Source organism: Streptomyces sp. NPDC004610 (assembly GCF_040609715.1).
Lineage (GTDB): Bacteria > Actinomycetota > Actinomycetes > Streptomycetales > Streptomycetaceae > Streptomyces.
In genome coordinates this window covers 1-21,862 of record NZ_JBEXLA010000027.1, presented here as the reverse complement: position 1 = coordinate 21,862, position 21,862 = coordinate 1, and the positions used below count along the sequence as shown (strand labels likewise).

Below are 21,862 nucleotides of genomic sequence, written 5' to 3'. Positions count from 1 at the left end.
ATTCCTCTGCCGAAACGTTATGAACACCGGAGCCGACCGTGTCAAAGGCCACAGCCGGCTCCGAAGTGACTACGACAACTGCCGTACGCGCTGTCGGACTTGAGCGCTACCTCAGCCGCGCCATCAGCGCGTGCTCCACCAGCGTGATCAGCGCGGACTTCGCATCCGCGCGGTGCCGGGCGTCGGTCGTGATGATCGGGGTGTCCGGCCCGATCTGAAGGGCTTCGCGCACCTCGTCGGGGGTGTAGGGCTGCTGTCCGTCGAACCCGTTGAGCGCCACGACGAAGGGCAGCCCGCTGTTCTCGAAGTAGTCGACGGCGGGGAAGCAGTCCGCGAGGCGCCGGGTGTCGACGAGCACGACCGCGCCGATCGCGCCGCGCACCAGGTCGTCCCACATGAACCAGAACCGGTCCTGTCCGGGGGTGCCGAACAGGTAGAGGATCAGGTCCTGGTCGAGGGTGATGCGGCCGAAGTCCATGGCGACCGTGGTGGTCGTCTTGTCCCCGGTGTGGGTGAGGTCGTCGATGCCGGCGCTCGCGGACGTCATGACGGCCTCGGTGCGCAGCGGGTTGATCTCCGAGACGGCGCCGACGAACGTGGTCTTGCCCACGCCGAAGCCGCCCGCCACCACGATCTTCGCGGAGGTGGTGGAGCGGCCGGGTGCCGCCGGCCCCGCGCTAGAGCTTGCGAAGTCCACTGAGCACCCTTTCGAGCAGTGTCACATCGGGCGCACCGGTGGTCTCGTCGCCGCCCGGCTGGTGGATGGCGACCAGACCGGCCTCGGCGAGGTCGGCGACGAGGATCCGGGCGACGCCCAGCGGCATGGTCAGCAGCGCCGAGACCTCGGCGACCGACTTCACCTCACGGCACAGATGGCAGATGCGCTGGTGCTCCGGAAGGAGCCCCATGAGCGCCGCCGGGTCGGCCGTGGTGCTGATCAGCGCCTCTATGGCGAGCTGGTAGCGCGGCCGGGTCCGGCCGCCGGTCATGGCATACGGGCGTACCAGCGGCTCGTTGCCCTCGTCCCCGTACGCCTCTGTGTACGGATCGTGAGGAGCGGTGGGCGGGGTCATGAATCCTCCGGGCGGGACAGCATGTGGGTCAGTCGTGCTATCTGACGTGGCCGGTGGGGGGAGTGTGACGGCCGGATGTCGATGTGGTGAGACGGGTGGATCCAGAGCCGGTCAGTGAAGCAGACTTCCTTGGAGTTCGGCGCGCAGATCGGGTGTGAGCACGGCCCCCGCGCGGTCGACCAGGAGAGTCATCTCGTAGCCGACGAGACCGATGTCGCACTCCGGATGCGCGAGCACGGCGAGGGACGAACCGTCCGAGATGGACATGAGGAAGAGGAAACCCCGCTCCATCTCCACCACGGTCTGTGCCACATTGCCGCCCTCGAAGATCCGGGACGCACCGGCCGTCAGCGAGGTGAGACCCGACGCGACCGCCGCCAGCTGGTCGGCCCGGTCCCGCGGAAAGCCCTCCGACATAGCCAGGAGGAGACCGTCGGCGGACACGACGACGGTGTGGGACACCCCGGGGGTGTTGTCCACGAAGTTGGTGATCAACCAGTTCAGGTTCTGTGCCGCCTGGCTCATCGGGCTCAACTAACGCTCCTGCTGGTGAGTGGGGCTCGTGAAGCTGCCCGTCTGACCGGTACCACCGGCCTGACGGCCCTGCGCGATGCCCCGACGGAGGTTGGTCAGCCGGCCGCGCACGTCCTGTGGGGCGCGCGAGACCTGCGGACCGCTCTGCTGCGGCTGCTGCTGAGCCGTGCCCGGGACCAGGTTGGCCCGGGGCACCCGGCGCGGAAGGCCGGACGTCGTCACTCCGCCGGCGGCGGGCTGTCGTACCCGCTCGGCCCGGCGGACCAGCTCGTCGTTGGGCGAGCTGCGCCACGAACCGCCGGGACCACCGGGACCGCCCGGAGCGGTCGCGGGACGCTGCGGGGGAGCGGCGGGCGGCTGCTGGGGAGCGGTCGGTACGACCGGGGTGTCACCGCCGTGACCGGCCGCCCGCTGCTGCTCCTGCTGGCCGCGGAACCAGTCCGTCTCCAGCGTGTCGAACAGCGGGGTCCGCCCGTCGCCGGGACCGGCCGGGGGCAGTGCCTCCGGCTCGCGCACCGGCCGCTGCGGGATCTGCGGCCGCTCGAACTGACCGGTCTGGTGCGGGGCGTGCGGGTCGGCCTGCTGTCCGTTCGGCCGGCCGTTGTACCCGGTGGGCGGCGCCTGACGTTCGGCGTCCTCACGACCCGGCGCCGGGAACTGCCCGGTGGAGCCGTTGTCGTAGCCCTGCGGCACCGGGAACTGGCCCGTGGAGCCGTTGTCGTACCCCTGCGGGACCGTGAACTGCCCGGTGGAGCCGCTGTCATAGCCCTGCGGCACCGGCGTCTGCCCGGTGGAGCCGTTGTCGTAGCCGTTGTCGAAGCCCTGCGGGACCGGGGCCTGTCCGGGCGCGCCGAAGACATCGGAGCGGACGAACGGGCCACCGTCCTGACGGCCGCCGCCCTGACCCGGCTGGGCGGCGAACGGGTCGGGGTCCTGCGGGGCGTTCGTGCCGGGCCGCGGGAACTGCCCGGTGTCCTGGGGGCCGTTGCCGCCGGGGGCGGCGAACGGGCCGGTGGGCCCCGGGTACGGGCCGGAGCCCACCCGGGGGATCTCGGTGGTCGAGCCCGGACCCTGGCGGTCGTCCACCCGGGGGATCCGCGAGGTGCGGGCGCTGTCCGGCTCGTCATGGCCGCGCGGGGCGTCCAGCGAGGCCGGGGAGAGCGGCGGCTGGGCGTTCTCGTCGCTCCAGCTCGGGCGCTGCTGCGGGTTACCGCCGGGCAGCTCGGCCCGGGGCCCGCCGCGCGGCGGCAACTGCGGCTGACGCCCGCGCGCCCCCTGACGGTCCTGCCGGTCCGGACGGTCCTGCCCGTCGCCCGCGCCACCGCGTTGCGGAAGGGCCGGACCCCGCGCGCCGCCGAACATGTCCTGGCCCGTGCCGGTCCCGGCCGCCTGGAGCCCCTGCGGGGCACCCGGAGCCTGACCGCCGAAGCCGGCGCCCGCGCCCGCGGGCTGCGGCCGGCCCTGCTGCGGACCACGTGGCCCGCCGGGCCCGCCCGGTCCACCGGGGCCACCCGGACGCCCGCCCGGGTCGCCGGGCAGCGCGGCCCGCGGACCCTGACCGGCGGCGAGCCGCCCACCGGGCGCACCGGCGCCCGCGCCGACCGCTCCGCCGCCCTGGCGACGGGCCGCGGCCACTCCGGCGGCGGCCTGCGCCGCGGCCGGACCGCCCGCGGGCCCCCCGACCTGACCGGGCTGGCCCGGCTTGCCCTGCGGCTTCTTGCCGCCCTGGGCCACATCGACGGGCAGCATGACCAGCGCGGTCGTACCACCCGAGTCGGAGGGGCGCAGCTGGATCCGGATGCCGTGCCGCTGGGACAGCCGGCCGACCACGAACAGACCCATGCGGCGCGAGACGGAGACATCCACGGTGGGCGGCGAGGCGAGCCGCTCGTTGATCGCCGCGAGGTCCTCGGGGGAGAGGCCGATACCGGTGTCGTGGATCTCGATCAGCACCCGCCCGTCGGGCAGCGCGTGACCGGTGACCTTGACCTTGGTCTGCGGGGAGGAGAACGAGGTGGCGTTCTCCAGCAGCTCGGCGAGCAGGTGCACGAGGTCGTTGACGACCCGCCCGGCCACCTCGGTGGTGGGCACGGACGCCAGCTCGATCCGCTCGTACTGCTCCACCTCGGAGGCGGCGGCGCGGAGCACGTCGACCAGCGGCACCGGACGCGTCCAGCGGCGGCCCGGCTCCTCACCGGCGAGGACGAGGAGGTTCTCGCCGTTCCGGCGCATACGGGTGGCGAGGTGGTCCAGCTTGAACAGCGAGGCCAGCTGGTCCGGGTCGGCCTCGCGCGACTCCAGTTCGGAGATCAGCGACAGCTGGCGCTGGATGAGGCCCTGGGAGCGGCGCGAGAGGTTGGTGAACATCGCGTTGACGTTGCCCCGCAGCAGCGCCTGCTCGGCGGCGAGGCGGACCGCCTCGCGGTGCACGTCGTCGAAGGCCGCGGCGACCTGGCCGATCTCGTCCCGGGAGTGCACACCGACCGACTCGACGGAGGTGTCGACATCCTGGGGGTCCGACTCGGAGAGCTGCTTGACCAGCTCGGGCAGCCGATCCTGGGCGACCTTGGTGGCGGTCTCCTGGAGCCGGCGCAGCGAGCGGATCATGGACCGGGCGACGACGAACGCGCCGACCAGCGAGACACCGAGGACCAGCAGGATCAGCGCACCGGAGATGTACGCCTCGCGCTCGGAGTCGCTGCGCAGCGTACGGGCGGTCTGCTCCAGGTCCTCCAGCAGGCGCCGCTCGATGTTGCGCATCTGCTGGATCTTGGTGGAGCTGTCGTCCACCCAGTCCTGGTACGAGCGGTTGGGCCGGTCGGCCAGACCGTCGCGGCTGCTCAGCGCGCGGGAGGCGTAGGTGTCCGTCGCCTCGATGATCGCGTTGCCCTCTTCGATGGGCTGGAGCAGTTCGGCGGCGGACTCGTCGCCGTAGATGGAGCGGAAGCTGCTCAGCTCCGAGGACTCGCTCTCCAGCGCGGATTCGGCGTAGAGGCGGTCGTTCTCGGAGAGGTCGCCCGCGGTGGTCTTGTTGGCGGGCAGGGCCGCCGCGATCACCGCGCGCTGGATGGAGGCGTACTCCTTGGCCGACGAGAAGGCGGCGAGGGTACGGGTGCGGGCGATCATCTCCGGGTTGCTGGTGGCCTCCGCCATGTCCTGGGAGAGGTCCAGCAGATGGCTGATCACCCGGTGGTAGGCGTCCACCGTCTGGGTCGAGTTGTCCTCGGCCTCGTAGGCGGTGTTGCGGATCCGGGCCAGGGTGCCGAGTTCGCCGACCAGGCCGACCAGGGTGTCGCGGACGCCCTGGAGGTTGCCGTCCCGGGCGGAGGCGTCGATCTCCTCGGAGGCGTTGACGAAGTTCTCGACGGCCCGGTCGGTCTTGTCCTGGAGGCCCTTGACCGTGATCGCGCTGGAGGTCGAGCCGTTGGCCAGCGGACCGGCCGACTTGTCGCGCTCCTCCTGGAGGGCGGTGGCCAGCTCGGTGGCCTGCTTGGTCATGTCCGTCAGCAGCTTCATGTTGTCGAGCTGCTGGATGTCGTCCATCGACTGTTCGATACGGAGCCCGCCCAGGGTGGTGGCGGCGACCACGGGAAGGGTCAGCAGGGCCACCAGCCGGGTGGAGATGCGCCAGTTGCGCAGCGCTATTCGCGGACCCGGCCCGCTCGCCCCCTGCGGCGGCTTGACCGGCGGGGAGGGCACGGCCGCCGCCGGGTTCGCGCCGGGGCGCCCGCCCCGCTCAGCGCCGTCCGCGGATGCCGGCTGGCCTGGGTTCTGGGCGTGCTGGGGCGAGGAGCTGACGGCCATAGGGCCAGTCCCGCCGTGCGGCTCCGGCTCCGCCGAAGCGCTGCCATCCCTCTTGAAACGTCCCTGCACTAGCGTCGCAACCTCTGGACCAGGCGCCCTTCCGGGTGACCGGACGGACGGTGTCGGCGTGGTCGGGCACGTCCTGAATTACGTCCCCGAGTGGTCGTGAGTGACCGGCGCTGGCTCCCCCTTGTCTCGCCGCCACTTCGGCGCGCGTTCCGCGCCCCCTGCGCGCCGGCTCGATCCTGCGGCGGTCGCTGGAATTCCAGCACAGTGCCGCATCTCCAACAAGGCCAGTTGGTCAGGCTGTGACATCTGTGACTGCTTGTGAGGGCCGGATCACCGGGCGTGGGTCAACGTATCCCATATATCGGGCATAACGGAGCGAGTTGCCGGAGTGCTCCCGGTGTCCCAGTCGCCATGATCAGGAGCGGAATCATCGCTTCGATGGACCAATGTCCGATTCACCGATGTGCGGGACGAGGTGGGTATGGGCGGATTTGGGGTTGACGTCGTGAGCAAACTCACACGCCGATCATGGGGTCCGGGCCCGGCCCGCGGGGAATCGGATGTTTAGCCTGACGGTTTACAAGAGGTGACTCTCTGACAACCCGGCGTGCCCGGCACCGCCCCGGCGGCCCGGAACGCCCGTACACGACAAGGTCCCGGACACCCGTGAAGACGATGATGTTCCACACGACGGCCAACCCGCGCCGCACCACCCTGGCACATCTGGCGGACGCCGACGAGCTGCAGACCCCGGAGCTGGAGCACTCCGTCGACCTCCCCGCGTCGACCGCCAACCCGCGGCGCACGGTGCTCATGGAGATCCCGGCCGGCACGGCCGCCGTCCCGGAGTAACCCGCACCCGTACCTCATAAGAGGGCCTCAATGAGAGGTCCAATGAGCGGGCCCATGAGAGGGGCCGTCCCGCACTGCGCGGGGCGGCCCCTCTCACCGGTGAGCGGCCTGTGCGCGGAGCGGCCCCCCGCCGCCGGGATAGCCTGGAGCGTCAGACTCCAGCCGGTTCAGTGAGGGGCGCGAGGATCCCGTGCGCATCGCCAGGTTCTCCATCGACGGGAATGTCGCCTTCGGCGCGGTCGAGGGCGAGCAGCCCGACCAACTCGTCCTCGACATCATCAAGGGCATCCCCTTCACGGACTTCGAGCTGTCCGGCACGAAGGTCCCGCTGAGCAAGGTGCGGCTGCTGCCCCCGGTGCTCCCCAGCAAGATCATCGCCTATGGCCGCAACTACGCCGAGCACGCGCGCGAACTCGGCAACGAGGTGCCCGACGCCCCGTTCGCCTTCTTCAAGCCGTCCACCTCGGTCATCGGCCCCGGCGACGACATCCAGTACCCCGCCTTCTCCACCGAGGTCCACCACGAGGCCGAGCTGGCCGTCGTCATCGGCCGGCTCTGCCGCGAGGTGCCCCGCGACCGCGTCCAGGACGTGATCTTCGGCTACACCTGCGCCAACGACATCACCGCCCGGGACGTCCAGAAGCGCGAGAAGCAGTGGGCGCGGGCCAAGGGCTTCGACACCGCCTGCCCGCTCGGCCCCTGGGTCGAGACCGGCCTCGACCTGGCCACCGCGTCCGACCTCACCGTCCAGCTCACGGTCAACGGCGCCCAGCGCCAGCTCGGCCGCACCAGCGAGATGATCCACTCCATCGCGGATCTGATCGTCCACATCACCGAGGCCATGACCCTGCTCCCCGGAGACGTCATCCTCACCGGCACCCCCGCGGGGGTCGGCCCCCTCACCGTCGGCGACGAGGTCGCCGTCTCCATCGAAGGCATCGGCACTCTCACCAACAAGGTTGTCAAGCGTGGCTAGCGCACCCGCCCCCGTACGCGTCCGTTTCTGCCCCTCGCCCACCGGTAACCCCCATGTGGGCCTGGTCCGCACCGCCCTGTTCAACTGGGCGTTCGCCCGGCACCACCAGGGCACCCTGGTCTTCCGCATCGAGGACACCGACGCCGCCCGCGACTCCGAGGAGTCCTACGGGCAGCTCCTCGACGCGATGCGCTGGCTGGGCTTCGACTGGGACGAGGGCCCCGAGATCGGCGGCCCCCACGCCCCGTACCGCCAGTCCCAGCGCATGGACCTCTACGCCGACGTGGCCGCCAAGCTGCTGGACGCCGGGCACGCCTACCACTGCTACTGCTCCCAGGAGGAGCTGGACTCCCGCCGCGAGGCCGCCCGCGCCGCCGGAAAGCCCTCCGGCTACGACGGCCACTGCCGCGACCTCACCGCCGCCCAGGTCGAGGAGTACCGCGCCCAGGGCCGCGCCCCGATCGTCCGCTTCCGGATGCCCGACGAGACGATCACCTTCACCGACCTGGTCCGCGGCGACCTCACCTTCACCCCGGAGAACGTCCCGGACTACGGCATCGTCCGCGCCAACGGAGCCCCGCTCTACACCCTGGTCAACCCGGTCGACGACGCCCTGATGGAGATCACCCACGTCCTGCGCGGCGAGGACCTCCTCTCCTCCACCCCACGCCAGATCGCCCTCTACAAGGCGCTGATCGACCTGGGCATCGCGAAGTCCGTCCCCGCCTTCGGCCACCTGCCCTACGTCATGGGCGAGGGCAACAAGAAGCTCTCCAAGCGCGACCCGCAGTCCTCCCTCAACCTCTACCGCGAGCGCGGCTTCCTCCCCGAGGGCCTGCTCAACTACCTCTCCCTGCTGGGCTGGTCGTTCTCCGCCGACCAGGATGTCTTCACCCTCGCCGAGCTGGTCGCGGCCTTCGACATCAAGGACGTGAACCCCAACCCGGCCCGCTTCGACCTCAAGAAGTGCGAGGCGATCAACGCCGACCACATCCGCCTCCTGGAGGTGAAGGACTTCACCGAGCGCTGCGCCCCCTGGCTGCGCGCCCCCTTCGCCCCCTGGGCCCCCGAGGACTTCGACGAGACCAAGTGGCAGGCCATCGCCCCGCACGCGCAGACCCGCCTCAAGGTCCTCTCCGAGATCACCGACAACGTCGACTTCCTCTTCCTCGCCGAGCCGGTCCTCGACGAGGCCAGCTGGACCAAGGCCATGAAGGAGGGCTCCGACGCCCTGCTGCGCACGGCCCGCGAGCAGCTGGAGTCCGCCGACTGGAACTCCCCGGACTCCCTCAAGGACGCCGTCCTCGCCGCCGGTGAGGCCCATGGCCTCAAGCTCGGCAAGGCCCAGGCCCCGGTCCGCGTCGCGGTCACCGGCCGTACGGTCGGCCTGCCGCTGTTCGAGTCCCTGGAGGTCCTGGGCAAGGACACCACCCTGGCCCGGATCGACGCGGCCCTGGCCCGGCTCACCGCGTAGTCCCGCCCCCGGGGCGGCGACCGGCATCCCGGTTGCCGCCCCGGGCCCGGCGCCCAGGCGTTACCGTCGGTTCATGAGCATCCGAGCCGTTCTCTGGGACGTCGACGACACCCTCTTCGACTACACCACCGCCGACCGGTCCGGCATGGGCAGCCATCTCGCCGCCGAGGGCCTCCTCGACGCCCATGGCGGCGCCGAGGCCGCGCTCACCCGCTGGCGCGCGATCACCGACAGCCTGTGGGCCCGCTTCGCCGCCGGCGAGGTCACCTTCGAACAGCAGCGCCGCGACCGGGTCCGTGTCTTCCTCGGCCCCCTCGGCCAGAACCTCACCGACACCGAGGCCGAGACCTGGTTCGAGCGCTACGTCGCCCATTACGAGGCCGCCTGGGCGCTCTTCCCCGATGTGCTGCCGGTCCTCGACGCCCTCGCCGCCAGCCACCGGCACGCGGTGCTCTCCAACTCCAGCCTCCTCGTCCAGGACCGCAAACTGCGGATCCTCGGGGTGCGCGACCGCTTCGAGTCGGTGCTCTGCGCCGCCGAACTCGGCGTGAGCAAACCGGAGCCGGCCGCCTTCCGCGCCGCCTGCGAGGCCCTCGCCCTCGCCCCGCACGAGATCGCCTACGTCGGCGACCACCCGGAGATCGACGGACGCGGCGCGGTGACCGCCGGGTTGCTGTCGGTGTGGATCGACCGGACCGGTACGGACACCGGGGCCGTCCCCGAGGGCGGCCACCGGATCGTCTCCCTCGCCGAACTCCCCGCGCTCCTCGGCGCGGATACCCGTTTTGGAGCCCCGTCCACCTTCGGGTAATGTTCTTCCTGCGCCGCCGGGGAGCGGGCCGAGAGGCCAAACCCAGCGTCGCAGACTAGAACAAGATCCCCGCAGGGGCTTGCGTTCCAGTGGCCTATGGTGTAATTGGCAGCACGACTGATTCTGGTTCAGTTAGTCTTGGTTCGAGTCCAGGTAGGCCAGCTCGCAGAGCTTCATCTGCACCCGCGGATCTCATCCGCAAAGCCCCCGTTGTGTAGCGGCCTAGCACGCTGCCCTCTCAAGGCAGTAGCGCCGGTTCGAATCCGGTCGGGGGTACAGATCCTTCCCGCGACGACAGTCGGGTCGCACCCACTGATGTCGATGCAGGATCGCTAGGGCCCCCGTTGTGTAGCGGCCTAGCACGCCGCCCTCTCAAGGCGGTAGCGCCGGTTCGAATCCGGTCGGGGGTACAAACTGGTCTAAACCACATTGGTCTATGGTGTAATTGGCAGCACGACTGATTCTGGTTCAGTTAGTCTTGGTTCGAGTCCAGGTAGACCAGCTCGGATCTGCGGAAACGCAAGATCCTCGCCCCCGTTGTGTAGCGGCCTAGCACGCCGCCCTCTCAAGGCGGTAGCGCCGGTTCGAATCCGGTCGGGGGTACGGCGACGATGGCTCTTCGCCTGACCGGGAGGTCGGGTGGGGGGCCGTTTTCGTGCGCGGGTCGTGGTCGCTTTTGCGCAGTTCCTCCCCCAGAGGGGGTACCCCCAGCGCCCCTAAAAAGCGCGCAGTTCCCCGCGCCCCTGGAAATCAGAGTCTCTGCCCCGCTGTGGGGAGACGGTTCCGGTGGGAAAAGGGGGTCGCGGCGTTGAGGCCCCCTTTTGCCCTTCCTTGCTGGTCAGCCTGTGCGGCGTAGGGCCTCTGAGAGGCGGCCTGCCGCGTCGATCACGGCCTGGGCGTGCATGCGGCCGGGGTGGCGGGTGAGGCGTTCGATGGGGCCCGAGACCGAGACGGCGGCCACCACGCGGTTGGACGGGCCGCGCACCGGCGCGGAGACCGAGGCCACCCCGGGCTCGCGCTCGCCGATCGACTGGGCCCAGCCCCGGCGGCGTACGCCCGACAGGGCCGTGGCCGTGAAGCGGGCGCCCTGGAGGCCGCGGTGCAGGCGCTCCGGCTCCTCCCAGGCCATCAGGATCTGGGCGGAGGAACCCGCCTTCATGGTGAGGGTCGAGCCGACCGGGACCGTGTCCCGCAGACCCGAGAGGCGCTCCGCCGCCGCGACGCAGATGCGCATGTCGCCCTGGCGGCGGTAGAGCTGGGCGCTCTCGCCCGTCACATCGCGCAGATGGGTCAGGACCGGGCCGGCCGTGGCCAGCAGCCGGTCCTCGCCCGCCGCCGCCGCCAGTTCGGCGAGGCGCGGGCCCAGGATGAATCGGCCCTGCATGTCGCGTGCCACCATGCGGTGGTGTTCCAAGGCCACGGCCAGGCGGTGAGCCGTGGGTCGTGCCAGTCCGGTGGCCGTGACCAGACCCGCGAGGGTGGCCGGGCCGGACTCCAGAGCGCTCAGGACGAGGGCCGCCTTGTCCAGAACGCCGACGCCGCTACTGTTGTCCATGCAACGATATTCGCGTCTCACTCTGTGAAACGCAAGTTCAATTTTTCGTGGAACGCGCCACTCTGGAGGTACACGAAGGCACAGGGGCCCGCGGTTGCGAAGGGGCCCGGCGGTCCGCGCCCGGAACCGAGGGGGAGGGCGCCGCCGCCTCTCGATCTCTAGTTGGGCCGTCGCGCAGTGCGCCGGCCGGAGGGAAAGCGATGGGTAGGACACTCGCGGAGAAGGTCTGGGACGACCATGTCGTCCGGCGCGCGGAGGGCGAGCCCGACCTTCTCTACATCGATCTGCACCTGCTGCACGAGGTGACCAGCCCGCAGGCGTTCGACGGCCTCCGCAAGACCGGGCGCCCCGTGCGCCGCCTGGACCTGACCATCGCCACCGAGGACCACAACACCCCGACCCTCGACATCGACAAGCCGATCGCGGACCCGGTCTCCCGGGCCCAGCTGGAGACGCTGCGCAAGAACTGCGCCGACTTCGGCGTCCGGCTGCACCCGCTCGGAGACGTCGAGCAGGGCGTCGTCCATGTCGTCGGCCCGCAGCTGGGGCTCACCCAGCCCGGTACGACCGTGGTCTGCGGCGACTCGCACACCTCCACGCACGGTGCCTTCGGCGCGCTGGCGTTCGGTATCGGCACCTCGCAGGTCGAGCATGTGCTCGCCACCCAGACGCTGCCCATGGCCCGCCCGAAGACCATGGCGATCACGGTCGACGGCGAGCTGCCCGACGGGGTGACCGCCAAGGACCTGATCCTGGCGATCATCGCGCGGATCGGCACCGGCGGCGGCCAGGGCTATGTCCTGGAGTACCGGGGCGAGGCCATCGAGAAGCTCTCGATGGAGGCCCGGATGACCATCTGCAACATGTCCATCGAGGCCGGTGCCCGCGCGGGCATGATCGCCCCCGACGAGACCACCTTCGCCTACCTCAAGGGCCGCGCCCACGCCCCCGAGGGTGCGGACTGGGACGCCGCGGTCGCCTACTGGCGGACGCTGCGCACGGACGACGACGCCGAGTTCGACGCCGAGGTCGTCATCGACGCCGCCGCGCTGTCGCCGTTCGTCACCTGGGGCACCAACCCGGGCCAGGGTGCCCCGCTTTCGGCGCACGTCCCCGACCCGGCTTCGTACGAAGACGCCTCGGAGCGGTTCGCCGCCGAAAAGGCCCTGGAGTACATGGGGTTGGCGGCCGGGCAGCCGCTGCGGTCCATCAACGTGGACACCGTCTTCGTAGGTTCCTGCACCAATGGGCGGATCGAGGATCTGCGGGCCGCGGCCGAGATCCTGAAGGACCGCAAAGTCGCCGACGGGGTACGGATGCTGGTCGTGCCGGGCTCCGCGCGGGTCGGGCTCCAGGCCGTCTCCGAGGGTCTGGACACGGTCTTCAAGGAGGCCGGCGCTGAGTGGCGGCACGCGGGCTGCTCGATGTGTCTGGGCATGAACCCGGACCAGCTGGCCCCGGGGGAGCGCTCGGCGTCCACCTCCAACCGCAACTTCGAGGGGCGGCAGGGCAAGGGCGGCCGTACGCATCTGGTGTCTCCGCAGGTCGCGGCCGCGACCGCGGTGCTGGGGCATCTCGCCTCCCCGGCCGACCTGACCGACGACCGCACGCCCGCTGGAGTCTGAACCGCCATGGAAGCATTCACCACCCACACCGGCCGGGCCGTCCCGCTGCGCCGCAGCAATGTGGACACCGACCAGATCATCCCCGCCCACTGGCTCAAGAAGGTGACCCGGGACGGGTTCGAGGACGGGCTCTTCGAGGCGTGGCGCAAGGACGAGACCTTCGTGCTCAACCTGCCCGAGCGGCGGGGGGCGACCGTGCTGGTCGCCGGGCCCGACTTCGGTACCGGCTCATCCCGTGAGCACGCCGTCTGGGCGCTCCAGAACTATGGCTTCAAGGCCGTGATCTCCTCCCGGTTCGCCGATATCTTCCGGGGCAACTCGCTGAAGAACGGCCTGCTCACGGTGGTGCTGGAGCAGAAGATCGTGGACGCGCTGTGGGAGCTGACCGAGCGCGACCCCAAGGCCGAGGTGACCGTCGACCTGGAGCGGCGCGAGGTCCGCGCCGAGGGCATCACCGCCTCCTTCGAGCTGGACGAGAACGCCCGCTGGCGGCTGCTGAACGGCCTCGACGACATCTCGATCACCCTCCAGAACGAGGCGGACATCGCCACCTACGAGGCCGGGCGGCCCTCCTACAAGCCGCGCACCCTGCCCGTGTGAGCTCGGGCGGGTCCGTGAGGCCCCGCCCGACGGTCGAATTTCGGCCACCGAACACCCCGGCTGTACCCCCGATCGGCCCGATCGGGGGTACAGCCGTTTCTGTACCCGTACGGCGGCATGCCCGGCCGGAGGCGTCTGCAACTGCCCATGTCACAAGGGTGGTTGGCGGCACAGGGCGGATCGGCGGGAGGTCCGGCGGCGGGCCCCGAAAGGGCCGTTGGAGGGGGCAGTTGCCCCCCGAGCAGGCGACAACTCGCCCCAGATGGCACAATCTGTGCATGGGACACGACGGCCAACTCAAGCTCTATGCGGCAGTCGCGGACCAACTCAAGGAAGCGCACACAGCTGTGCGCGCACTGCAAGTCCCGGAGGGCGTACGGATGGCGCTGACCCGGAAGCTGCTGGTCATTACGGCCGCGGCCAAGCACGATCTCGCCGATGCGGCAAGGCGTCTGGAGGCGTTCACCGCTGACCTCGACGAGGGTCGATTCCCCGACGAGGAAGGCTGAACGAGACAGGGCAGTCGAGTCCGTTGCGGCACAAGGGTGATAAGCCCGTTTCGTGTTTGATTTGCGGTATATATCTGCCTAACGTGCGAAAAAGCCTGAACACTTTCGTTCCGGCGATGTCTCCGAAGGGGAAGACGTGAACAAGGCGCAGCTCGTAGAAGCGATTGCCGACAAGATGGGTGGCCGCCAGCAGGCCGCCGATGCCGTCGACGCGGTCCTGGACGCCATCGTCCGCGCGGTCGTCGCCGGGGACCGGGTCTCGGTCACCGGGTTCGGCTCGTTCGAGAAGGTCGAGCGTCCCGCTCGCTACGCCCGCAACCCCCAGACGGGCGAGCGGGTTCGGGTCAAGAAGACCTCCGTGCCGCGCTTCCGCGCGGGTCAGGGCTTCAAGGACCTGGTCAGCGGCTCGAAGAAGCTCCCGAAGGGCGACATCGCCGTGAAGAAGGCCCCCAAGGGCAGCCTGACCGGCGGCGCCTCGGCCACCGTCAAGAAGGCCGCGGCCAAGAAGACCACCGCGAAGAAGGCCGCCACCAAGGCCGTCGCCAAGAAGACCGTGGCGAAGAAGACCACCGCCGCGGTGAAGAAGGCGACCACCGCCGCCAAGAAGACCACCGCCAAGAAGACCACGGCGGCGGCCAAGAAGACGGCCGCGAAGAAGACCACCGCCAAGAAGGCGACGGCCAAGAAGGCCCCGGCGAAGAAGGCGACCGCCAAGAAGGCCCCCGCCAAGAAGTCGACGGCCCGCAAGACCACCGCCAAGAAGGCCACCGCCCGCAAGTAGGCGGACCGCAGGGCACTCACGCGCCGGGCCGGACTCCCTCGGGAGCCCGGCCCGCGGCGTGTTCCGGCCCAGGCCAGCTGCCGTTACCCGGGGTTCGGTGCCGGTGTCACAGGGTCTGGAGCGTCACCAGCGTGATCCGCCGGGAGGCACCCTCGCCCTCCGCCTCGATCCGCACCCGCTGACCCGGCCGCAGCAGCCGCAGCCCGCCCGCGTCGAACGCGGCGGCGTCGAAGGGCACCGGCGTGCCGTCGTCCAGCAGCACCTGCCCGCTGCGGGTCTCGGCGTCGTATGCGTATGCGGTGGCCTGCATGAGCGCAGCCTACTGCCCGGCGATGAGCAGCCGCGCGCCGACCGCCGCCGTTCGCGGACCCACCCCGAGGGCGAGTGCCGCGCGCAGATCGGCGCCGGTGTCCACGTCCTGGCGTACCGAATCCACCGAGTCGAGGATGAGTTCCTGGGCCCCCGAGGTGTGGTGCCGGATGCGGGAATCCGGGCCGAATGCCGGGCGCAATTCCAGGCCGGGGGACGCGGTGAGCAGAGTCGTACCGATGCCGGCCGCATCCGGCAGGAAAGCGCGCGGGAATTGCGCGGCCGAGTCCAGGACCCGGGCCAATTCCCTGGGGCGCAGTGCCGGGAGATCGGCGTTGAGAGCGGCCACCGGGGTATTGGGGAGAGCGGTCCGTACCTTTGCCGCGCCGAACTCCAGGGCGGCGTTCAGACCCCGGCCGGGTTCGTCGGGGAGGACCCCCGCGCCCAGTGCGGACAGTTCCCGGGCGGCCAGCGCGTCGTCCGTGACGACTGCCACACCGCGTACCGCAGGGCAGGCCAGGGCCGCTGCCACCGTGTCCTGGGCGAAGGCCAGCGCCAGTCCCGGGCGCAGCGCGTCCGCCGCCGTGTCCGCGAGCCTGCTCTTGGCCCGCGCCAAGGGCTTCAGGGGTACCACCAAGGTCCACTGCACCAGCGTTTCCGTCCTTCTCTTGTCGCGGCCATTGTCACCCGGGCCGTCGCACGGTTTCCTCTGCGCAGGCGCGTGACGCCGCTCGGGGAAGCGCTGGCCGGTGACCGGCGGGCGTACGGTGTTCTCGACAGACAGGCGGCCTGGGGCGACACTTGTGCGGCCCCCCAGGCCCTAGAGGAAGGTGTTCGCGTGCCCCGCCGCAGAAAGGGCTTCTGGTACCGCCTGGCCGCGGTGATCTGCAAACCGCCCCTGCTGGTTCTGCTCAAGCGGGACTGGCGCGGAATGGAGCACATTCCGGCCGAGGGCGGATTTATCACCGTGGTGAACCACAATTCCCACGTCGACCCCTTCGCGTACGCGCACTTCCAGTACAACACCGGACGCGTTCCGCGATTCCTGGCGAAGAGCGGTCTTTTCAAGAAGGGGTTCGTGGGCGCCGCCATGCGCGGCACCGGGCAGATCCCCGTCTACCGGGAGAGCACCGACGCCCTCAGCGCCTTCCGCGCCGCCATCGACGCCGTGGAGCGCGGTGAGTGCGTCGCCTTCTACCCGGAGGGCACCATCACCCGGGACCCGGACGGCTGGCCCATGACCGCCAAGACCGGCGCCGCCCGGGTCGCCCTGAAGACCAGGTGCCCGGTGGTGCCGGTGGCCCAGTGGGGCGCCAACGAACTGCTCCCGCCGTACGCCAAGAGACCCCGGCTGCTGCCGCGCAAGACCCACCATGTGCTGGCCGGGCCGCCGGTGGACCTCTCCCGCTTCTACGGCCGCGAGATGACCGCCGAGGTGCTCAGGGAGGCGACCGAGGTCATCATGGCCGCCATCACCCGCCAACTGGAGGAGGTCCGCGGCGAACGGGCACCCGCCACGCCCTACGATCCCCGCCGCGAGCGGATCGAGCAGCGTCGGCGCACCCGGGAACAGACGCGGGAGCAGCCCCGGGAAGGGGAAGTGGAAGGGGAAGGGGGGCGGTCCCGCGCACAGGAGCGGGACCGGTCCCGGGAGCAGGCCCCCCGGCAGATCCGGGGTACGGGCGCCGGGGCGCGGAGCAGGGCACAGACGCAGGGCAAGCAGGCGGAGGGGCGGAGCAAGTGAGCAAGGCGGTCAAGGCGGCGGTGTTCAGCGCCGGTTCATGGGGCACGGCGTTCGGCATCGTGCTCGCCGACGCGGGGTGCGAGGTCACCCTGTGGGCACGCCGCGCGGAGGTCGCGGACGCCATCAACTCCACCCGGACCAACCCCGACTACTTCCCCGGCATCGAGCTGCCGCGCAATCTGCGCGCCACCACCGACCCCGCCGAGGCCGCCGAGGCCGCCGACTTCACGGTGCTGTCCGTCCCCTCGCAGACCCTGCGCGCCAACCTCGCCGCCTGGACCGGGCTGCTGGCCCCCGGCACCGTCCTGGTCTCCCTGATGAAGGGGGTCGAACTCGGCACCACCATGCGGATGAGCGAGGTCATCGCCGATGTCACCGGGTCCGGCCCCGACCGGATCGCCGTGGTCACCGGCCCCAACCTGGCCCGGGAGATCGCCGCGCGGATGCCGGCCGCGGCCGTCGTGGCCTGCGCCGACGATGAGGTCGCCCAGCGTCTCCAGGCCGCCTGCCACACCCCCTACTTCCGTCCGTACACCAACACCGATGTCGTCGGCTGCGAGCTGGGCGGCGCGGTGAAGAACGTCATCGGGCTCGCCGTAGGGATCGCGGACGGCATGGGTCTCGGCGACAACGCCAAGGGCTCGCTCATCACCCGCGGGCTCGCCGAGACCACCCGCCTCGGTCTCGCCATGGGCGCCGACCCGCTGACCTTCGCCGGGCTCGCGGGCCTCGGCGATCTGGTCGCCACCTGCTCCTCGCCGCTGTCCCGCAACCACACCTTCGGCACCAACCTCGGCAAGGGCATGACCCTGGAGCAGACCATCGCGGTCACCCGGCAGACCGCCGAGGGCGTCAAGTCCTGTGAGTCGGTGCTCGATCTGGCCCGCCGCCACGGCGTCGACATGCCCATCACCGAGACGGTCGTCGGCATCGTCCACGAGGGCAAACCGCCGGTGGTCGCCCTGAAGGAACTCATGTCCCGCAGCGCCAAGCCGGAACGGCGCTGAGCAGCCGCCGCCGGGCCCCGCGCCGCAACCCGGCGGACGGTGGACACCTGTGCGACGCCCCGGCCGGGAACGCTAGGAGCGCGCCGGGGCAGCGGGTACGCTCAACGCGATATGAGCAGCGAGAACCTCCCCCAGAGCCCTGGGCCGGGACAGCCCTTCCGTAAGCCGCGTGTGGCCGTCGTGTTCGGCGGGCGCAGCTCCGAGCACGGGATCTCCGTGGTCACCGCCGGCGCCGTACTGCGGGCCATCGACCGGACCAAGTACGAGGTCCTGCCGATCGGCATCACCCAGGACGGCCGCTGGGCCCTCACCGCCGACGCCCCGGAGCGGATGGCGATCTCCGAGCGCCGTACGCCCAGCGTCGACGACCTGGCCGAGTCCGACGAGGGCGTCGTCGTGCTCCCCGTCGACCCCGCCAACCGCGAAGTCGTCTACAGCGAACCGGGCTCGGTGCCCAAGGCGCTGGGCGAGGTCGATGTCGTCTTCCCGGTGCTGCACGGCCCGTACGGCGAGGACGGCACGCTCCAGGGGCTGCTGGAGCTGTCCGGGGTGCCTTATGTCGGCTCCGGGGTGCTCGCCTCGGCCGTCGGCCAGGACAAGGAGTACATGAAGCGGGTGTTCACCTCCTTCGGGCTGGCGGTGGGCCCGTATCTGGTGATCCGCCCCCGGGAGTGGGAGCGCGAGGAGTCCGCCGCGCGCAAGCGGATCGTGGAGTTCGCCGGTGAGCACGGCTGGCCGCTGTTCGTGAAGCCCGCCCGCGCCGGGTCCTCCATCGGCATCACCAAGGTCGACGACCCCGCCGGTCTGGACGAGGCCCTCGCCGAGGCCCGCCGCCACGACCCGAAGATCCTGATCGAGGCCGCGCTGCGGGGCCGGGAGATCGAGTGCGGGGTGCTGGAGTTCGAGGATGGCCCCCGGGCCTCCGTACCGGCCGAGATCCCGCCGCCGCAGGAACACGCGTACTACGACTTCGAGGCCAAGTACATCGACTCCACCCCCGGGATCGTCCCCGCCCCGCTGACGCCCGCCGAGACCGCCGAGGTGCAGCGGCTGGCGGTGGCCGCGTTCGAGGCCGCGTCCTGCGAGGGACTGGTCCGCGCGGACTTCTTCCTGACCGACTCCGGCGAGTTCGTGATCAACGAGATCAATACGATGCCCGGTTTCACCCCGATCTCGATGTACCCGCAGATGTGGGAGAAGAGCGGGGTCGGCTACGCGGAACTGGTGGACCGCCTGATCCGGGCGGCCCTGAACCGCTCGACGGGACTGCGGTAGGGCGGCAGCGGTGTGATCAGTCGGCGATGCCTTCCGGGATCGCCGACTTGATCGCCGGGGCGAGATCCACCAGCACCCCCGCGCTGTCCCCCTCCCGCTCCCCTGGAACCGCCACCTCCACATAGGCGACCCGGCTCGCGGTCGTGAAGCGGAACGCCCCGTCGTCGCCTTTCTCCTGGAGCCAGTCGACCCCGTCGACACCGCCCGCGACGGCATCGGCGTCCCCGCCCTCCGCCACTTTGGGATCGATCATCTTCGGCGGTCGGATCACCCCGCACCGCAGTATGATCGCCGGGCTGCTCCCCCACCCCGCGGTCAGCGCGGAAGCCGGTTCCGGATCGTCACGGTTCTGACCGGCCACCGTCGCGGGCAGCGCATCGTCCAGCTTTCCGCACAGTTCGGTCACCGCCGCGTCCGGCGACGGAACCGCCGCGGTGGCGGTGTCGTCTGCTGATGAGCAGCCCGCGACAGTGATCACGAGCACAAGCGCAAGCGGGGGCAGGCCGAGCGGCCGGTGACGGAAGAGAGGCACCGGCCCAGCGTAGACGGGGGCTACAGATGGACGACCGGGCAGGTCAGGGTGCGCGTGATGCCGTCCACTTGCTGGACTTTCGCGACCACCATGCGGCCCAGGTCATCGACGGTGTCGGCCTGGGCGCGGACGATGACGTCATAGGGTCCCGTCACGTCCTCGGCCTGGATCACTCCAGGGATCTTGCTGATCGTGTCGGCGACGGTCGACGCCTTACCGACCTCCGTCTGGATCAGGATGTACGCCTGTACCACGGAACCTCCAGGGCGGCCACGAGGATCATGTGGGGAAAAGGAACGCCACGGTATCGCGTCGCCGCTCGCAAGGGGGAGACCTGGTCGGGCGGGGCGCGCACGCGCCGGGGTGCGCGGGCGAGGGGTGTTGGCCTCTGTAGTGGGCATATCGGGTCATGTCGCTTGCGTCAGGCCACAACGGATCACCTCGGGCTGTATCGGATTCCATCTGGTTCTATCGGCATAGAAGGGGTGCAAGGGCGATGAAGGGCACTGTGGGCGAGCTGGGTGAGTTCGGGCTCATCAGGGAGCTGACCTCCCGGCTCACCACCAACCCGGCGGTCCGGGTCGGCCCCGGCGACGACGCCGCGGTGGTCGCCGCACCCGACCGGCGTGTCGTGGCGAGCACGGACATCCTGCTGGAGGGCCGGCACTTCCGCCGCGACTGGTCCACCGCCTACGACGTCGGCCGCAAGGCCGCCGCCCAGAACCTGGCGGACATCGCCGCCATGGGCGCCGTACCCACCGCCCTGCTGCTGGGGCTCGTGGTGCCCGCCGAACTCCCCGTCACCTGGCCCACCGAGCTGATGGACGGACTGCGCGACGAGTGCCAGGTCGCCGGTGCCTCGGTGGTCGGCGGCGATGTGGTGCGCGGGGACACCATCATGGTGTCGATCACCGCGCTCGGCGATCTGCGCAACCAGGAGCCGGTCACCCGGGCCGGCGCCCGGCCGGGCGACCTGGTCGCGGTGACCGGCTGGCTGGGCTGGTCCGCCGCCGGGTACGCGGTCCTCTCCCGCGGCTTCCGCTCCCCCCGCGCCTTTGTCGAGGCCCACCGCCGCCCCGAGCCCCCCTACCACGCCGGACCGGCCGCCGCCGGGCTGGGCGCGACCGCGATGTGCGATGTCAGCGACGGACTGATCGCCGACCTCGGGCACATCGCCGAGGCCAGCAAGGTACGGATCGACATCCGCTCCGGCGCCATCGACATCCCGTCCCAGATGAACGACATCGGCCAGGCCGTCGGCGTCGATCCGCTCCAGTGGGTGCTGACCGGCGGCGAGGACCACGCCATCGTCGCCACCTTCCCGCCGGAGGTGAAACTGCCCGCGCGCTGGAAGGTGATCGGCGAGGTGCTCAACCCCTCGGCGCTGCCGCAGGTGACCGTGGACGGGGCACCCTGGACCCGCAAGGGCGGCTGGGACCACTTCGGGGACCTGGGGGACATCGAGTCATGAGCACCGCACCTCCCCGCGTTCTCACGGTGGCCGGCTCCGACTCCGGCGGCGGCGCCGGGATCCAGGCCGACCTCAAGACCATGCTCGCCCTCGGGGTGCACGGCATGAGCGTGATCACCGCCGTCACCGCGCAGAACTCCCTCGGCGTCCAGGGCGCCTGGGAACTCCCGCCGGAGGCGGTGCGCACCCAGTTCCGCAGTGTCGTGGACGACATCGGCGTCCAGGCGGTCAAGACCGGGATGCTGGCCTCCGCCGCACTCGTCGAGACGGTCGCCGAACTGATCGGCGGCACGGACGCGCCCGCGGTGATCGACCCGGTGGGCGTCTCCAAGCACGGCGACTCCCTGCTCGCCGCCTCCGCGCTGGACTCCGTACGCACCCGGCTGCTGCCGCTGGCGACCGTCGTCACCCCGAATCTGGACGAGGTGGCACAGCTCACCGGCGTCCGGGTCGGATCCGAGGACGATCTGCGGACGGCCGCCGCGGCGCTTCTCGACCTCGGCCCCCGGTGGGTGCTGGTCAAGGGCGGGCATCTGCCCGGCGAGGCGGTGGACCTGCTCACGGACGGCAGTGCCGAGCACTGGCTGCGGGCCCCGCGCCACGACAACCGCCACACCCACGGCACCGGCTGCACCCTCGCCTCCGCGATAGCCTCCCGCCTCGCCCTCGGCGACCCGGTCCCGGCGGCGGTGACGGCGGCGAAACGCTATGTGACCGGCGCCATCGCGGCGGGCTTCGCGCTCGGGGGCGGGATCGGGCCGGTGGACCACGGGTGGGAACTGCGGCGAGCGTCCCTAGAGGGGGGCGTCCCTTAGAGGGGGCATCTCTAGTGTGATGCGCCGGAAATCCTGAGGATTAGTAAGTACCCTGTTGCCATGTCGCATTCGGGGCCCTCTGCTGTGGCGATCACGTTGTCCGATG

The 21,862-nt window shown here is 70.9% G+C and carries 22 protein-coding genes and 5 tRNA genes; 18 read left to right on the top strand and 9 right to left on the bottom strand.

The window, feature by feature from the left end; genetic code table 11:
* Positions 1–106 precede the first annotated feature (106 nt).
* The 4 genes from ABZX40_RS27185 to ABZX40_RS27170 all read right to left on the bottom strand — a co-directional run bounded on the left by ABZX40_RS27185 (position 107) and on the right by ABZX40_RS27170 (position 5,480).
* A complete protein-coding gene (locus ABZX40_RS27185) occupies positions 107–697 on the bottom strand; it encodes an ATP/GTP-binding protein (RefSeq protein WP_355744048.1) in 591 nt (196 codons plus the stop codon).
* Positions 678–1,073, bottom strand: a complete 396-nt coding sequence (locus tag ABZX40_RS27180; protein WP_355744051.1) for a DUF742 domain-containing protein — start codon at positions 1,071–1,073, stop codon at positions 678–680. The genes ABZX40_RS27185 and ABZX40_RS27180 overlap by 20 nt, the downstream gene beginning before the upstream one ends.
* 111 nt (positions 1,074–1,184) lie before the next feature.
* On the bottom strand, positions 1,185–1,598 hold the full coding sequence (locus ABZX40_RS27175) for a roadblock/LC7 domain-containing protein (RefSeq protein WP_355744125.1): 414 nt from the start codon (positions 1,596–1,598) through the stop codon (positions 1,185–1,187).
* A 9-nt stretch (positions 1,599–1,607) separates the two neighbouring features.
* Entirely contained in the window at positions 1,608–5,480 is a 3,873-nt protein-coding gene (locus tag ABZX40_RS27170) for a nitrate- and nitrite sensing domain-containing protein (RefSeq protein WP_355744053.1), read from the bottom strand.
* A 606-nt stretch (positions 5,481–6,086) separates the two neighbouring features.
* On the opposite strand from ABZX40_RS27170, the gene ABZX40_RS27165 reads away from it, so the two are divergent.
* The 9 genes from ABZX40_RS27165 to ABZX40_RS27125 all read left to right on the top strand — a co-directional run bounded on the left by ABZX40_RS27165 (position 6,087) and on the right by ABZX40_RS27125 (position 10,136).
* Positions 6,087–6,272 (top strand): hypothetical protein, encoded by a 186-nt coding sequence (locus ABZX40_RS27165; RefSeq protein WP_355744128.1) that lies wholly within the window; start codon positions 6,087–6,089, stop codon positions 6,270–6,272.
* A 190-nt stretch (positions 6,273–6,462) separates the two neighbouring features.
* Positions 6,463–7,248 carry a fumarylacetoacetate hydrolase family protein gene (locus ABZX40_RS27160; protein WP_355744056.1) on the top strand — a complete coding sequence of 262 codons (786 nt, stop codon included), beginning with the start codon at positions 6,463–6,465 and terminating at the stop codon, positions 7,246–7,248.
* A complete protein-coding gene (gene gltX / locus ABZX40_RS27155) occupies positions 7,241–8,722 on the top strand; it encodes a glutamate--tRNA ligase (RefSeq protein ID WP_355744058.1) in 1,482 nt (493 codons plus the stop codon). The genes ABZX40_RS27160 and gltX overlap by 8 nt, the downstream gene beginning before the upstream one ends.
* A gap of 73 nt (positions 8,723–8,795) precedes the next feature.
* Positions 8,796–9,533: an HAD family hydrolase gene (locus ABZX40_RS27150; RefSeq protein WP_355744061.1), complete on the top strand. Its 738-nt coding sequence runs from the start codon at positions 8,796–8,798 to the stop codon at positions 9,531–9,533.
* Between the two features lie 90 nt (positions 9,534–9,623).
* Positions 9,624–9,695: transfer RNA gene (locus ABZX40_RS27145), tRNA-Gln, on the top strand.
* 41 nt (positions 9,696–9,736) lie between these two features.
* Positions 9,737–9,809: transfer RNA gene (locus tag ABZX40_RS27140), tRNA-Glu, on the top strand.
* Between the two features lie 61 nt (positions 9,810–9,870).
* Positions 9,871–9,943, top strand: a tRNA-Glu gene (locus ABZX40_RS27135).
* A gap of 20 nt (positions 9,944–9,963) precedes the next feature.
* A tRNA-Gln gene (locus ABZX40_RS27130) sits at positions 9,964–10,035 on the top strand.
* Positions 10,036–10,063: 28 nt separating this feature from the next.
* Positions 10,064–10,136: transfer RNA gene (locus ABZX40_RS27125), tRNA-Glu, on the top strand.
* A gap of 235 nt (positions 10,137–10,371) precedes the next feature.
* On the opposite strand, the gene ndgR is transcribed toward ABZX40_RS27125, so the two are convergent.
* Positions 10,372–11,088, bottom strand: a complete 717-nt coding sequence (gene ndgR, locus ABZX40_RS27120) for an IclR family transcriptional regulator NdgR (protein WP_355744063.1) — start codon at positions 11,086–11,088, stop codon at positions 10,372–10,374.
* A gap of 200 nt (positions 11,089–11,288) precedes the next feature.
* Between ndgR and leuC the strand changes: the two genes are divergently transcribed.
* From leuC to ABZX40_RS27100, 4 genes are all read left to right on the top strand, one after another.
* Positions 11,289–12,713 (top strand): 3-isopropylmalate dehydratase large subunit, encoded by a 1,425-nt coding sequence (leuC, locus tag ABZX40_RS27115; RefSeq protein ID WP_355744066.1) that lies wholly within the window; start codon positions 11,289–11,291, stop codon positions 12,711–12,713.
* A gap of 6 nt (positions 12,714–12,719) precedes the next feature.
* A complete protein-coding gene (leuD, locus tag ABZX40_RS27110) occupies positions 12,720–13,313 on the top strand; it encodes a 3-isopropylmalate dehydratase small subunit (protein WP_355744069.1) in 594 nt (197 codons plus the stop codon).
* A gap of 278 nt (positions 13,314–13,591) precedes the next feature.
* Complete coding sequence (locus tag ABZX40_RS27105; RefSeq protein WP_355744072.1) at positions 13,592–13,822, top strand: hypothetical protein; 231 nt, start codon at positions 13,592–13,594, stop codon at positions 13,820–13,822.
* A gap of 136 nt (positions 13,823–13,958) precedes the next feature.
* Entirely contained in the window at positions 13,959–14,603 is a 645-nt protein-coding gene (locus ABZX40_RS27100; RefSeq protein WP_355744075.1) for an HU family DNA-binding protein, read from the top strand.
* A gap of 106 nt (positions 14,604–14,709) precedes the next feature.
* Here ABZX40_RS27100 and ABZX40_RS27095 read toward each other — a convergent pair whose 3' ends face one another.
* Both ABZX40_RS27095 and cofC read right to left on the bottom strand, forming a co-directional pair.
* Positions 14,710–14,913: a hypothetical protein gene (locus ABZX40_RS27095; protein WP_355744078.1), complete on the bottom strand. Its 204-nt coding sequence runs from the start codon at positions 14,911–14,913 to the stop codon at positions 14,710–14,712.
* A 9-nt stretch (positions 14,914–14,922) separates the two neighbouring features.
* Positions 14,923–15,561 carry a 2-phospho-L-lactate guanylyltransferase gene (cofC, locus tag ABZX40_RS27090; RefSeq protein ID WP_355744081.1) on the bottom strand — a complete coding sequence of 213 codons (639 nt, stop codon included), beginning with the start codon at positions 15,559–15,561 and terminating at the stop codon, positions 14,923–14,925.
* 189 nt (positions 15,562–15,750) lie between these two features.
* On the opposite strand from cofC, the gene ABZX40_RS27085 reads away from it, so the two are divergent.
* The 3 genes from ABZX40_RS27085 to ABZX40_RS27075 all read left to right on the top strand — a co-directional run bounded on the left by ABZX40_RS27085 (position 15,751) and on the right by ABZX40_RS27075 (position 18,938).
* Complete coding sequence (locus ABZX40_RS27085) at positions 15,751–16,656, top strand: lysophospholipid acyltransferase family protein (RefSeq protein WP_355744084.1); 906 nt, start codon at positions 15,751–15,753, stop codon at positions 16,654–16,656.
* The gene (locus tag ABZX40_RS27080; protein ID WP_355744087.1) at positions 16,653–17,663 is read left to right on the top strand and encodes an NAD(P)H-dependent glycerol-3-phosphate dehydrogenase; all 1,011 of its coding nucleotides are present in this window, start codon (positions 16,653–16,655) and stop codon (positions 17,661–17,663) included. The genes ABZX40_RS27085 and ABZX40_RS27080 overlap by 4 nt, the downstream gene beginning before the upstream one ends.
* Positions 17,664–17,774: 111 nt before the next feature.
* Positions 17,775–18,938: a D-alanine--D-alanine ligase family protein gene (locus tag ABZX40_RS27075; protein ID WP_355744090.1), complete on the top strand. Its 1,164-nt coding sequence runs from the start codon at positions 17,775–17,777 to the stop codon at positions 18,936–18,938.
* A gap of 16 nt (positions 18,939–18,954) precedes the next feature.
* Here the strand turns inward: ABZX40_RS27075 and ABZX40_RS27070 are convergent, their stop codons facing one another.
* Together ABZX40_RS27070 and ABZX40_RS27065 are read right to left on the bottom strand one after the other, a co-directional pair.
* Positions 18,955–19,470 (bottom strand): DUF3515 domain-containing protein, encoded by a 516-nt coding sequence (locus ABZX40_RS27070; protein ID WP_355744093.1) that lies wholly within the window; start codon positions 19,468–19,470, stop codon positions 18,955–18,957.
* Positions 19,471–19,490: 20 nt separating this feature from the next.
* Entirely contained in the window at positions 19,491–19,724 is a 234-nt protein-coding gene (locus ABZX40_RS27065) for an Lrp/AsnC ligand binding domain-containing protein (protein WP_019068732.1), read from the bottom strand.
* Between the two features lie 242 nt (positions 19,725–19,966).
* Here ABZX40_RS27065 and ABZX40_RS27060 point away from each other — a divergent pair, with 242 nt between their 5' ends.
* Positions 19,967–20,941, top strand: coding sequence for a thiamine-phosphate kinase (locus ABZX40_RS27060; protein ID WP_355744096.1), 975 nt, complete (start codon positions 19,967–19,969; stop codon positions 20,939–20,941).
* Complete coding sequence (gene thiD / locus ABZX40_RS27055; RefSeq protein ID WP_355744099.1) at positions 20,938–21,756, top strand: bifunctional hydroxymethylpyrimidine kinase/phosphomethylpyrimidine kinase; 819 nt, start codon at positions 20,938–20,940, stop codon at positions 21,754–21,756. Before ABZX40_RS27060 ends, thiD begins: the two co-directional genes overlap by 4 nt.
* Positions 21,757–21,862: the final 106 nt, after the last annotated feature.